Genomic DNA, 12,490 nt, shown 5'->3' on the forward strand with positions numbered 1-12,490 from the left:
TATAAATCAAGGCGTTCCGACAAATCGGAACACCTTAATTAATATTTATTTAATAAATATTTAGTCTAAAATTTCAGTAACCTGTCCAGCACCTACTGTTCTACCACCTTCACGAATTGCGAAACGTAAACCAACGTTCATTGCAATTGGTTGAATTAATTCAACTTTAATAGTAAGGTTATCTCCAGGCATTACCATTTCAACTCCATCAGGAAGCGCAATGTTTCCAGTAACATCAGTTGTACGTACGTAGAACTGTGGACGGTAGTTATTATGGAATGGAGTGTGACGTCCACCTTCTTCTTTCTTAAGGATATAAACCTCAGCTTTGAAGTTTTTGTGTGGAGTTACAGATCCTGGCTTAGTAATTACCATACCTCTAGAGATTTGAGTTTTCTCAATACCTCTTAATAAGATACCAGCGTTATCTCCAGCTTCTCCTCTATCAAGGATTTGACGGAACATCTCGATACCTGTAATGGTTGAATTTAATTTCTCAGCACCCATACCAATAATCTCAACTGGATCACCCGTATTAGCAACACCAGTTTCGATACGACCTGTAGCAACAGTTCCACGACCAGTAATTGAGAATACATCTTCAATTGGCATTAAGAAAGGCTTGTCCATATCACGCACTGGCTCTTCAATCCAAGCATCAACAGCTTCCATTAATTCCATTACTGTATCTACCCATTTTTGCTCACCGTTAAGTGCACCTAAAGCAGAACCAGCAATTACAGGACCATTATCTCCATCATACTCATAGAAAGATAATAAATCTCTGATTTCCATTTCTACTAATTCTAATAACTCATCATCATCAACCATATCCACTTTATTCATGAATACAACGATACGTGGAATACCTACCTGACGTCCTAAAAGGATGTGCTCACGAGTTTGTGGCATTGGACCATCTGTAGCAGCTACAACTAATATTGCACCATCCATTTGAGCAGCACCAGTAACCATGTTCTTTACGTAATCGGCGTGACCTGGACAGTCAACGTGAGCGTAATGACGATTAGCTGTTGCATATTCAACGTGTGATGTATTAATTGTAATACCTCTTTCTTTCTCCTCTGGAGCGTTATCAATTTGATCGAAATCTTTTGCTTCAGATAAACCTGCATCAGCTAATACTTTAGTAATAGCAGCAGTTAAAGTTGTTTTACCGTGATCTACGTGTCCAATTGTACCTATATTAAGGTGTGGTTTTGAACGATCGAAAGTTGCCTTTGCCATGTTTAATTTATTTAATCTTAATTTATATTAGTGTTCAATTTAATTTTCTTTCTAAAAAAAGAGCCAATGACGAGATTTGAACTCGTGACCTCTTCCTTACCAAGGAAACGCTCTACCCCTGAGCTACACCGGCGTAAAGTGTTTACTTCCTCATTTAAACTAAATGAGATTCCTGCCTTCGCAGGAATTTTTTGAGCGAGAGACCGGGTTCGAACCGGCGACATTCAGCTTGGAAGGCTGACGCTCTACCAACTGAGCTACTCTCGCATTTAATAATTGCTTTATCAATTATAAGGTTTCAATATTTCAAAGTCTATTTTTAGAATCAAGCTTTCTAAAAATAATTTTTATGGATTGGTGAACCAATCCAAAGAACTTTTAAATGTAGTTTCACAAAAGAAAACTTTTGACAACTCCTATTAAAAAATTCTTTGTGGGGAGAGCAGGATTCGAACCTGCGAAGACGTAGTCAGCAGATTTACAGTCTGCCCTCGTTGGCCGCTTGAGTATCTCCCCAATTTTAAAGAACTTTTGCTAAAATTAACACCTGTTATTTTTAGACTTTTTTAGAGCCGATGGAGGGACTCGAACCCACGACCTGCTGATTACAAATCAGCTGCTCTAGCCAGCTGAGCTACATCGGCTTTTCTATAACTTTTTCGCTATAAAAAAAGCCCGCTATTTCTAACGGACTGCAAATGTAAAGATTTATTTATTTATTCAAAACATTTTTTGAAAAATTTTATCAGATATGTGCTCTTAATTTTTCTTTTCGCTTTTTTAACTGTCTTTCTAGAGAGGAAACTGCCATATCTGTTCCTTCTTCAAATGTTTTGCACTGTTTTTTTACAATAAAACTATCGCCTGGTACTCTAACTCGTGCTTCAAAAACTTTATTCTCCTTATCGCTTGTATTTTCAACTTTCAAATACACATCAGATTGTATGACTTTATCATAGAACATATCTAACTTATCCATTCGTTTTTGAATGAAATCAATTAGCTTTCTGTCTGCGGTGAAATTTACAGATTGTGTGTTTACCTTCATAATCGTTCTTTTATTGGTTAGACAATATTATTTTTTACTTCTTGGATGTGTATTAGAATACACTTTCTTTAATTCGGCTATACTATTATGTGTATAGACTTGAGTTGCTGCTAAACTTGAATGACCAAGAAGCTCTTTTACAGCATTTAGGTTTGCACCTTGATTAAGCAAATGAGTCGCAAATGAGTGCCTTAAAATATGCGGACTCCTTTTTACTTTGGTAGATACATTACTAAAGTAATCATTTATAATTCTGTAAACAAGAGTTTCATAAATTTTAACCCCTTTTTTTGTTAAAAACAAATGGGAATTATCTACAATGGTTTCTAAATTATTTCTTAGATGCAAATAGTCTTCAATAGTTTTTACAACAGAATCTATTAGAGGTATCAATCGTTCCTTATTTCGTTTACCTAAAACTTTTAATGTGTTATTGGATAGATCTACGTCAGATATTTTTAATTGAACCAATTCAATACGACGAATACCAGTTGCATAAAATAGTTCTATAACTAATCGGTTTCTTAACCCTTCAAAATCTTTGGCAGAATTTAGCGCCTCTAAAACTTGTTTCATTTCAACTTCTGAAAAAGGAACCTGTACTTTTTTACTTACCTTAAGAGCTTTATGTTTTGCCAATGGATTGACTTCAATACTTTTTGTTTTAATTAGAAATTTATAATAAGTGTTTAGAGAAGATACTTTCCTGTTGATACTTCTATTTGAGATTCCGCTCTCCACTAAATTGACTATCCAATGTCTAATTTGTTGGTAATTAATATATATTATAGAATCTGCATCAAATTCTGAAGTTATAAAAAGCTGAAAATCTTCTAAATCGTTTACATAAGCTTTCAGTGTTAGCTTAGAATAATTTTTCTCTAACAATAAATAATCTGAAAACGCTTTAAAAGCCATATAAATAATATTTACTCTTGAAGTATATAATAAATGTACAACCTTTTATTTGTATTTCATTTGATCGCAAAAAAAATCCTGCTAGTTCTAGCAGGATTTATATAGTATAAAAAACACGAATTATACAGCTTCTTGATCTCTAAGACCTTGAACATACTGTGCTTTTTGTATTTGTGCTCTACGTGCGATTGAAGGTTTGGTAAATTGCTTACGTTCTTGCAACTGGTTTTTAACCGTTGTTTTCACAAACTTACGCTTGTAACGTTTTAACGCTCTATCTATATTTTCTCCTTCTTTAACTGGAATTATTAACATAGTTCTTAACCTCCTCTCTTTTAGAATTTTTAAGGCTGCAAATATAGAAACTAATTTAAAATGTCCAATTAATTTTTTTAAATATTTTTAATTGTCTTTAAACAGCGAAGCACGAGTACTCAAATCTTCAATGAGCTTTTCATCTTCTTCACTTTCTAGAAGAATATTATAGTTTTTCCAAAAGTCTTTATTATATGGCTTTGGAGAGAAGATATCCATATCCCATTTATCATTAAGAGTTGTTTTAATAACTTCTTTATCTAAAATTATTTCGGAGAATAGTATTTCCTGTACAGTATAATAATAGCGTTCTTCTTTATTATAACGTTCCTTCTCTTCGTCACTTACTTTCTCATCAGCTTTAAAACCAACATTCACCAATTTAGGTGTTTCATAATAAATATAGTTGGGATACATTTTATCTTCATATTCAATATAAGTAATCACCAACTTATGATTAACCTGTGTATCGAATAACCGTTTGCTTCTTACCTTTTGAGCATCAGAAGCAGCTATGAGTTCATACTCTATCTTTTTGATCGCGTAATTGTCATAATAAATATATAACCATCCATTAGCAACATAACCCTCATTAAAAATACCTTTAGTACCAAGTCCTACGAAATCTGTACTTTCTGAAATTTTAATTTTATAGATTTTTCGGTCGTTATCTACTAGTATTGTATCCAATTCAAATTGATGTTTATCTAGGATATTTTCTCCAAATAATGCTTTAGCATCATCAGCATTACGCAGAAGATTCAATTTCCCTTGAAATATATTCTGAAGACCATTAACACGATTATCATTCCATTTTATAGCATCTACCAATTGAGAGGTACGCAATTGACTTCGCCTTACATCCTTAGGTTTTAAACGACGACTTCTTGTTGTTTGATTTTTATAGGATACATATGAAAAAATACTATCTACATCTCTCAAGTCGTAACTCTTTCGCATTTGATCTACATTGATCTTCAAATAATCTGAACTTTTAGAACCATAACCAGAATCATAAACGGTTATCGCACTTTCGATAAGCCATTTAAATTCTACTTTGTTACGTTCCTTATGTCTTAAAAATCCTTTTTGAATGTAGGCAGAATCTGGTAAATTATTAGAGAGCTTTTCCATTGCTCTTAGTACTATTTCGTTACCAGTTTTTGGTCGTGTTTCGGCAATAAGGACAATCTCATCTAATGACGCGACATCCTCCTCTAAGTAGACGTCGACTGAATTATCAAATTCATTGACAGGCACTTTGAAACTTTTATAACCAATTGACGAAATAATTAAAGTGTCTTTTTCAAATTCTTGTGGCACTTGAAGTAAAAATTTTCCATCCGAATTACTTACCGTACCTATTGTTGTATTCTTAACATAGATACTAGCACTTTCAATAGGAAGTAAAGTTGTAAAATCTACAATCTTATTTTTAACTTCTGTTTGCGAAGTTGCTGTAATTGTAAAAAACAGTATGCTTAATGCAAGACAATATTTTAAATGTTTAATTCCCATACCATATATTCTATTTATTAACCGAACTGTTTAGTTCATACCTATTTCCGAAGAAAATTAAGTCGCTGGTTTATAGTCCTTATCGTCAATTGTCATCTTCGCTATGATTTCTCTGAGAATCTCCGAAGTACCACCACCTATTGGTCCTAATCTGCTATCACGCAATAACCTTGCCATTGGATATTCTTCCATATAACCATAGCCTCCTAAAAATTGAAGACACTGGTATATCACCTCATCTGCCATTTTAGTTGATCTTAGCTTTGAGATCGTTGCTTCTTTAACTACATATTCACCTTTATCTAAACGACTAGTAACTGCATAATTAAATTCTTTACACATGATCATATCTGCATAACAATCTGCAAAACTATGACGAAGCGCTTGAAACTTGTCAATAGACTTTCCGAAAGCTTGTCTTTCACTCATATATTGTTTTGCATAATCTAAAGCATACTCTGCTCTTGCATGAGCATTAACGCCCATAATTAAGCGCTCTAAAGCAAAGTGTTGCATGATGTATGGAAATCCTTTATTTTCCTCTCCCATTAGATTTGAGGCTGGAATCTTGACGTTATCAAATGCAATTTCACCTGTATCAGATGCACGCCATCCTAATTTATCCAATTTAGTTGCTGAAACGCCAGGCACATCACGATCTATAATAAAAATACTAATTCCTTTATTTCCAAGTTCTGGGTTTGTTTTAGCTGCAACCACTAGATAGTCACTATAAACACCATTAGTAATGAATGTTTTAGAGCCATTTATCACATAACTATCGCCTTCTTTTACTGCTGTAGTTCTCATTCCTGCAACGTCACTACCTCCAAAAGGTTCAGTAATACATAAACAGCCTATTTTGTCTCCGGCAATACTAGGAGCCAGATATTTCTCTTTAATGGCATGATCGCCTTCTTTATTAACATGAGTCATTGCTAAATAAGCGTGTGCCCAAATGGCCGCTGCAAATCCTCCAGAATCAATTTTTTGAAGTTCCTCAAGCAGAATAACAGTGTAAAATAAATCGAGATTCATTCCTCCGTATTCCTCTGGATACGCCAAGCCAAAGAAACCCATCTCGCCAAACTTTTTCCATATGAACCGTTCAATATGTCCAGTTTCTTCCCATTTTTCGATATGAGGAACAACTTCTTTTTGTAAAAAATCTTTTAAACTTTGTCTGAATAATTCATGTTCTTCTGTGAAGTACATACTGCTCATAGTCTGCTTTTTTAGTAATCATTAATCGAATGTCAAATATAACTCAATTATCTCACTTTTTTTAACAGGAAAACCTTTAACTTTTGTTAATTCATCTAAAGATTTAAATCCTTCTCTAAGCGTACGTTGTTCTATGATATTATAGGCAATTTCGTAATCAATGTATTTTATGGTAACCAGCTCTTCTATTGTAGCCGTATTAATATGTATTTTAGTAATAGGTGTTCCTGATTTAACAGTAAACTGGTTTAGTACACGACCAATAACTTCTGAAGACAAACCATATACTTCCTTTAGTTGAACATCTGCCACGAATCCACCTATTCTGCTTCTATAATTTACGATACGTTCAGAAAGTGCCTCACCTATACCATTTACTTTTTTTAATTGTGATGCTGAAGCTGTATTTAAATCTTGTTTTTCAGTAAATGTTTTAGGTTTTGAATTATCTGAAAATGAACTATTGTATTCACGCTTTGGTTTTGGATTTGTAACCCAATCTGGAAACTTAAAATATGGAGAGATCTCTGCTAAAAGAGCATCAGACACTTCAGTCACTTTTTGAAATTCCTTTGCAGAATTAATCCATTTATTTCCTTTTCTAAACTCATGAAGTCTATCAAGTTCTTCAGCAGACATACCAAGCGTATATCCTTTATAATCTGTTATAAAGTTGGGGTTAAATGGAAATATTCTGGGTTGGCTATTTTTTAACTTTAATTGTTTGAGCGAATCCACTTCTGCTCTATATGCATGTACTAGAGATGTATCCTTTTCAAATTCTTCCGAGGAAAAATCAACAACATAAATAATACCTTGAAAAATTAATATGAGTAGTATTAATGCAAAAATCCCACTTCGCTGTTGTTTAGTAAACATGAAGTGGGATTTTATATTTGACATATTGCAATATGTTATTTCGATTTATTCGCTTTTATAGCATCTAAATAACGTGTTAATTGCTTCCTAACCACAGGGAACAAGAAGAATAGACCAATCATATTAGGGAAGATCATAGCAAAGATCATGGCATCTGAGAATTTCCATATTGATCCCATACTTGCCGCCGCTCCAATTACAACGAATAATAAAAACAGTACTTTATAAACTAAATCTGCTGTCTTACCTCTTCCAAATAAAAACTTCCAAGACTGTAAACCATAGTATGACCATGATATCATTGTAGACACAGCGAACAATACTACAGCAATAGTTAAGAATATGTTTGAGTAAGGTATGTATTGAGCAAATGCTTTAGAAGTAATTCCAGCACCTTCAAATGGTTGACCATCAATAAAGACAACACCTGAACCATCTCCACCATATTCAAAGAAACCTCCAAAGTTAAAAATCACGATCACTAGAGCTGTCATTGTACAAATTAAAACTGTATCAATAAACGGCTCTAAAAGTGCCACTAATCCTTCTGAAGCTGAGTATTTTGTTTTCACAGCTGAATGCGCAATTGACGCCGAACCAGCTCCTGCTTCATTAGAGAATGCTGCTCTTTGAAATCCGACTAATAACACCCCAATTATTGAACCAACACCGAATGCTGTTGGGTTAAATGCTTCATTTACAATTAAACCTATGGCATCATCAATTAAACTAAAGTTGCTTAAAATGATATATAGACACGCAGCTACATACATCACAGCCATAAATGGCACTACCTTTTCTGTAACTTGAGCAATACGCTTAATACCTCCAATAATAATGATACCTACTAGAATAGCTAAGACTACACCTACAATAGCACCTGCAGCTGAACTTTCCCAATTAAATAATTCTTTAATTACGATAGTTGCTTGATTAGATTGTGCTGCATTTCCACCACCAAAAGATCCACCAATACAAAACACAGCAAATATAGCTGCTGCTACTTTTCCTAAAGTTTTAAATCCTTTTGATTTTAAACCTTTACTAATGTAATACATTGGACCTCCATATACTGTACCATCTTCATCCACATCTCTATATTGTACACCCAAAGTACATTCAACAAATTTTGTTGACATCCCAAGCAATCCACATATAATCATCCAAAATGTAGCTCCAGGTCCACCTAGCGCAATTGCTAGTGCAACACCTGCAATATTCCCGTTACCTACTGTACCAGAAACTGCGGTTGCTAGTGCTTGGAAATGACTCACCTCCCCTTCTTTACTTTCATCTCTAATTGTTTCTATAGCATCTCCACCTGGTGTAGGATCACCATACATTGAGTCTGAAGTTGCATGATCTATATCATCGTATTTACCTCTAACAACATTAATCGCTTTTCCGAAAAAACGAACGTTAGGAAAACCAAAATAAATCGTAAAAAATAGTGCACTACCTACTAATAAAACCAATACAAATGGAATGGTAATAGTATCACTTTGATAAACAGGAAAGAAAATTGCATCAAAAAAGCCATCTGCTACAGGCTGAAATGCCTCGTCAATTTTTTGATCAAGTCCTTTTTCGTCATCTTGAGCATATGTTAATAATGGTAAAATAACGGCGAAAATTGAAAGAAGATATTTCTTCATACTTGAAGTATTTTAAATTAGTTAGTTTTTATTAAGGCCACAAGATGCTAAAAAAAATCGACTTTTTAAAGTACACCCTGTTAAAATGAAAATGAGATTAGTCTATACCATAAAGCGAGTTCAACTTTTGTATTTGCTCCGGGCGCCCTAAAACAATAATTTTCGACTTCGGCTCTAATTTCATATCAGCTTCTGGGTTAACAATGTAATCTCCCGAACTATCTTTATAACCTATTACTGTACAACCTGTTTTCTTTCTAAGATCTAAATGTCTTAAAGTCTCTATTTTAGACGTTGTAAATAGCATTTCTACACCGACTTCTTCTATATTGACATTTCCTTTATCAACTATTGACAGATTATCAATAAATTCAATCAAATCTGGCACAACTACTAATGAAGCCATATGGTCTCCACCAATCATATCTGGCAAAATGACATTATTTGCACCTGCCAATTTTAATTTTTGATAGGACGTTTCTTGTGATGCACGACTAATGATATTCATCTCGTGATTAATCTGTCTTGCCGACAATACAACAAATAAATTATCAGCATCATTAGGTAAAGCGGAAATCAGAGTTTCTGCTCGATCAACACCAGCCTGTAATAAAATTTCATCTTCATTAGCATTTCCAAATACAAAAGGAACCATCTCACTCTGAAACTTTTCAAGTACTTCTTTATCTTTTTCTATGACAACAAAAGGCTTTTTATAGGCAAGAAGTTTTTTTGCTGCTTGTTTTCCATTTCTTCCATAACCACAAATAATAATATGATTATTAAAACTATCAATTTTCTTTTGCATCTTTTTTTGTTTTAATTCTTCAAAATTGTTCTTGCTTAAAATATACTCTGTAATTACTGTAATGGCATATCCAAGAATAACAACGCTAGCCATAATTAGAAATATGGTAAAAATCTTAGCATTTTCATCTAGTGGCTGAACCTCTCCAAACCCAACAGTAGTTACTGTAATTACGGTCATATACAATGAATCTACCCAAGAATAATCAGATATAATTCTAAAGCCTAACACACCAATAACTAGCAGCAATAACAACAAAAGAACTGCTGTATATATCTTTCCTTTAAATAACTTTATTAATGGACTTATTGGTCTTATCACGTGCTAATTAGTTTAAAGATCAAATACTGAGGAGCGTTTGGTATAGACAATATCTTTGATTTTAATCCAGAACGCAAAAAACAAATACAATGCAAAACCGAATCCGAGTGTAGCAAACGTCAAATACATAAATGAAGTCCGAACTACTTTTGCTCTAATACCTAAACGATCAGCAATACGCTGACAAACATAATAGCCACGTTTTTGGAAATAGTAGAGTATTTGATAAAATATTTTCACACTGCAATTTAAACTTTATTTACTTAAAAGTGAATTTCCAATAGCACATTTTAAACACTTGTTTTTATTACAATAATTTTGCTTAAGTTGAATGAGCGCTTGAGAGGTCATTGCAGATTTCGAAACCAGTTTTAAGGCATTAAAACCTTCAACAATAGAATTCTTTTCAGAAGCAATCTTATCAATAATTTCAACTATCACATCCTCTTTACTCTCCATTTTTTGCTTTGCATGATAAAATTTTAAAGGCAGTATTGCATTAATTAAAAGCAAATCGACAAAAGACTTGGTTATTATTTTTTTTAATGGTTTCGTTTCTTTACCAAACGTATAGTGTGATTCCCAAAATGATGATGTTGGCACTTCAAAGAGCGCGTAATAATCTGAAAGTTTATCAATAGACATCGCTTTAGAAAAAAGATGATGTTCTTTAAAATACAAATTGGCCAGTTGTGATAATCGAATAGTTGGAAAATTTAAAGGTCGTAATCTAAAAAACTGTAGCGGAATAACACCATGATTTTCTAACTGAAATTTTTGTTTCAAAAAATGATACTCTTTCTGCAATTCTTTATAATAAGAATGATCACAATTACCACTTAGTAGTCTTGATTGTCCAAAAAACAATGCTTCTAGTGACAGTACATTACTTTGGGATTTTCTAATTACCGAAAAATCCATAGAGTTAGCCAAACTAAGAAATGAATCTCCGTTAACTTTAAGTCCGAAAGTTTTCGTCAATAACTTAAACAACACTGACTCCCAGTTATTTTTTGTAGCCTTAAGCAAATGCTCAATATACTCTGATTTATGCTCCAAGCGCTCAAAATATAAACGTTCTAACCAATGAGTCATTACAAAATTTGAAACATCAGCGAAGTCTTTTTCACAATTAATCCATACGTTTTTTGTTGAAAAGAGTGTTTTATAATTATCCAATAAATCTTTATTAATAATTGACTTAAGCTCTAGGGTGGGAATTATCGAATTGTCATGTCTAAAGATTTCGGTGTCATGCTCATAAACCACATGCAATATAACATTGTCATAGGATGGATCTTGTTCATGACCATGAACAAACCAATCACTTGATTTTATATGAATCTCTATATTGCCTGCCCAAAGTTGATTCCCTATACGCAACTGACCATTGAAAAAATCTGGACCGCTATTGGAATTCAATCTTCCACCCGAGATTATTTCCAACGGTTCATGCTGCGTAGTCTTTAAATCAAAAACATCAATTTTTTTATAATTCCATACATAATGAAGAAATGCTTCTTGCATGAATACAAATATATAGAATATTTTCTATATACAATATATTTTTAAAAAAATTGTAATTTTAACAGATATGAAACTAATCATGAAAAACTACTACCTACTCCTTACTGCTATTCTAATCTTCTCTTGCACCACTTCAGAAAATGTAATTCCTGAAATGGAAGAAGACATTTTTGTTACTGCATTTACTAGCAAAGAATTCTTTTCTAATGGTGCTATAAAAGACTCTGTATACTATACCTTAAATAATGACAAAATTGTGGATTACTCAGGTTTTATCTGGTTTAGCGGTAATCATAGAACTGTTAACAAGACTTATAACTATACCGGCAACAACCTGAGTGAAACCATTTATTTTTATGAAGATGAATTACATGAAAAAGACACATTTACATATGATGATTCAGAAAATTTATTAGAGGTTAATAGAACGCATTATCAACAGCCCACTTTATTTAATGACAGGTATGCATATACCCACACTAATGATACAATTTATAGGGCTCGTTACCGAACTTATGACGATGGTCTTACCGAAGATATTATTACTGAAAGTAAATATGTATTTGATGCCAACGATAATCTTATATATTATGATATTTATAGTTATTCTTCATACTTTTTAACAACTATTGAGATGAATTATGATACTAATGACAATATGCTATTAGAGTCAAGGACGTTTAATTACCCTAATGTAGTAACATATACAAATACATTTACTTATGATTATAGTAGTTTAAACACCTTATTTGAAATCAATAAAAACTCGTTTGGTAAAAAAAATTATATCCTCTTTCATTATTTTGACTTAATTGATACCTATTGGAGGATTAACACAAAAAACATTTGTAAAAACAGTATGTCCAGTTACGCTTCAACTTACGAAGACCCCATTATATATACATTTGAATTCAGCAATGAATTAGGAGAAGATGATTATGCGCAAACAAACACTTACAAAACCTTTATATTAGGAGATTTTTATACTGATAATATTATTGAATATGTTTTCAATTAACTTCATTCTTA

At 32.8% G+C, this 12,490-nt stretch carries 12 protein-coding genes and 4 tRNA genes; 1 reads left to right on the top strand and 15 read right to left on the bottom strand.

Translation table 11 applies throughout. The features are described 5' to 3' along the window. Positions 1–60: 60 nt before the first annotated feature. The 15 genes from tuf to Q0783_RS17745 form a co-directional block, all read right to left on the bottom strand. On the bottom strand, positions 61–1,248 hold the full coding sequence (tuf, locus tag Q0783_RS17675) for an elongation factor Tu (protein WP_298897375.1): 1,188 nt from the start codon (positions 1,246–1,248) through the stop codon (positions 61–63). 61 nt (positions 1,249–1,309) lie between these two features. Beyond that, positions 1,310–1,381, bottom strand: a tRNA-Thr gene (locus tag Q0783_RS17680). A gap of 61 nt (positions 1,382–1,442) precedes the next feature. Further along, positions 1,443–1,515: transfer RNA gene (locus tag Q0783_RS17685), tRNA-Gly, on the bottom strand. A gap of 167 nt (positions 1,516–1,682) precedes the next feature. Beyond that, a tRNA-Tyr gene (locus Q0783_RS17690) sits at positions 1,683–1,764 on the bottom strand. A gap of 54 nt (positions 1,765–1,818) precedes the next feature. Further along, positions 1,819–1,892 (bottom strand) — tRNA-Thr (locus Q0783_RS17695). A 101-nt stretch (positions 1,893–1,993) separates the two neighbouring features. Then, positions 1,994–2,296 carry a ribosome-associated translation inhibitor RaiA gene (raiA, locus tag Q0783_RS17700; RefSeq protein WP_230936958.1) on the bottom strand — a complete coding sequence of 101 codons (303 nt, stop codon included), beginning with the start codon at positions 2,294–2,296 and terminating at the stop codon, positions 1,994–1,996. A 27-nt stretch (positions 2,297–2,323) separates the two neighbouring features. Next, the gene (locus Q0783_RS17705) at positions 2,324–3,214 is read right to left on the bottom strand and encodes a tyrosine-type recombinase/integrase (RefSeq protein WP_298897377.1); all 891 of its coding nucleotides are present in this window, start codon (positions 3,212–3,214) and stop codon (positions 2,324–2,326) included. Between the two features lie 120 nt (positions 3,215–3,334). Continuing rightward, positions 3,335–3,529 carry a 30S ribosomal protein S21 gene (gene rpsU, locus Q0783_RS17710; protein WP_230936960.1) on the bottom strand — a complete coding sequence of 65 codons (195 nt, stop codon included), beginning with the start codon at positions 3,527–3,529 and terminating at the stop codon, positions 3,335–3,337. Between the two features lie 87 nt (positions 3,530–3,616). Beyond that, positions 3,617–5,047 carry a carboxypeptidase-like regulatory domain-containing protein gene (locus Q0783_RS17715; RefSeq protein ID WP_298897379.1) on the bottom strand — a complete coding sequence of 477 codons (1,431 nt, stop codon included), beginning with the start codon at positions 5,045–5,047 and terminating at the stop codon, positions 3,617–3,619. Between the two features lie 57 nt (positions 5,048–5,104). After that, entirely contained in the window at positions 5,105–6,271 is a 1,167-nt protein-coding gene (locus Q0783_RS17720) for an acyl-CoA dehydrogenase family protein (protein ID WP_298897381.1), read from the bottom strand. A 21-nt stretch (positions 6,272–6,292) separates the two neighbouring features. Further along, positions 6,293–7,150: a helix-hairpin-helix domain-containing protein gene (locus Q0783_RS17725; RefSeq protein WP_298897383.1), complete on the bottom strand. Its 858-nt coding sequence runs from the start codon at positions 7,148–7,150 to the stop codon at positions 6,293–6,295. 35 nt (positions 7,151–7,185) lie between these two features. Next, complete coding sequence (locus Q0783_RS17730) at positions 7,186–8,805, bottom strand: alanine/glycine:cation symporter family protein (RefSeq protein ID WP_298761979.1); 1,620 nt, start codon at positions 8,803–8,805, stop codon at positions 7,186–7,188. A 97-nt stretch (positions 8,806–8,902) separates the two neighbouring features. Further along, positions 8,903–9,934, bottom strand: a complete 1,032-nt coding sequence (locus Q0783_RS17735; protein WP_298897385.1) for a TrkA family potassium uptake protein — start codon at positions 9,932–9,934, stop codon at positions 8,903–8,905. Between the two features lie 12 nt (positions 9,935–9,946). Beyond that, positions 9,947–10,174, bottom strand: a complete 228-nt coding sequence (locus tag Q0783_RS17740; RefSeq protein ID WP_230936966.1) for a PspC domain-containing protein — start codon at positions 10,172–10,174, stop codon at positions 9,947–9,949. A 15-nt stretch (positions 10,175–10,189) separates the two neighbouring features. Continuing rightward, the gene (locus tag Q0783_RS17745; RefSeq protein WP_298897387.1) at positions 10,190–11,461 is read right to left on the bottom strand and encodes a DUF2851 family protein; all 1,272 of its coding nucleotides are present in this window, start codon (positions 11,459–11,461) and stop codon (positions 10,190–10,192) included. Between the two features lie 79 nt (positions 11,462–11,540). Between Q0783_RS17745 and Q0783_RS17750 the strand changes: the two genes are divergently transcribed. Continuing rightward, a complete protein-coding gene (locus Q0783_RS17750; RefSeq protein ID WP_298897389.1) occupies positions 11,541–12,479 on the top strand; it encodes a hypothetical protein in 939 nt (312 codons plus the stop codon). Positions 12,480–12,490: the final 11 nt, after the last annotated feature.

The sequence above is a fragment of the uncultured Psychroserpens sp. genome, assembly GCF_947500255.1.
Taxonomy (GTDB): Bacteria; Bacteroidota; Bacteroidia; order Flavobacteriales; family Flavobacteriaceae; genus Psychroserpens.

Bases quoted from the DNA above. Each gene is read 5' to 3' on its own strand.
- Q0783_RS17720 (WP_298897381.1), bottom strand. From the start codon at position 6,271: ATGAGCAGTATGTACTTCACAGAAGAACATGAATTATTCAGACAAAGT.
- Q0783_RS17730 (WP_298761979.1), bottom strand. From the start codon at position 8,805: ATGAAGAAATATCTTCTTTCAATTTTCGCCGTTATTTTACCATTATTA.
- raiA (WP_230936958.1), bottom strand. From the start codon at position 2,296: ATGAAGGTAAACACACAATCTGTAAATTTCACCGCAGACAGAAAGCTA.
- rpsU (WP_230936960.1), bottom strand. From the start codon at position 3,529: ATGTTAATAATTCCAGTTAAAGAAGGAGAAAATATAGATAGAGCGTTA.
- Q0783_RS17745 (WP_298897387.1), bottom strand. From the start codon at position 11,461: ATGCAAGAAGCATTTCTTCATTATGTATGGAATTATAAAAAAATTGAT.
- Q0783_RS17750 (WP_298897389.1), top strand. From the start codon at position 11,541: ATGAAAAACTACTACCTACTCCTTACTGCTATTCTAATCTTCTCTTGC.
- Q0783_RS17705 (WP_298897377.1), bottom strand. From the start codon at position 3,214: ATGGCTTTTAAAGCGTTTTCAGATTATTTATTGTTAGAGAAAAATTAT.
- tuf (WP_298897375.1), bottom strand. From the start codon at position 1,248: ATGGCAAAGGCAACTTTCGATCGTTCAAAACCACACCTTAATATAGGT.
- Q0783_RS17715 (WP_298897379.1), bottom strand. From the start codon at position 5,047: ATGGGAATTAAACATTTAAAATATTGTCTTGCATTAAGCATACTGTTT.
- Q0783_RS17725 (WP_298897383.1), bottom strand. From the start codon at position 7,150: ATGTTTACTAAACAACAGCGAAGTGGGATTTTTGCATTAATACTACTC.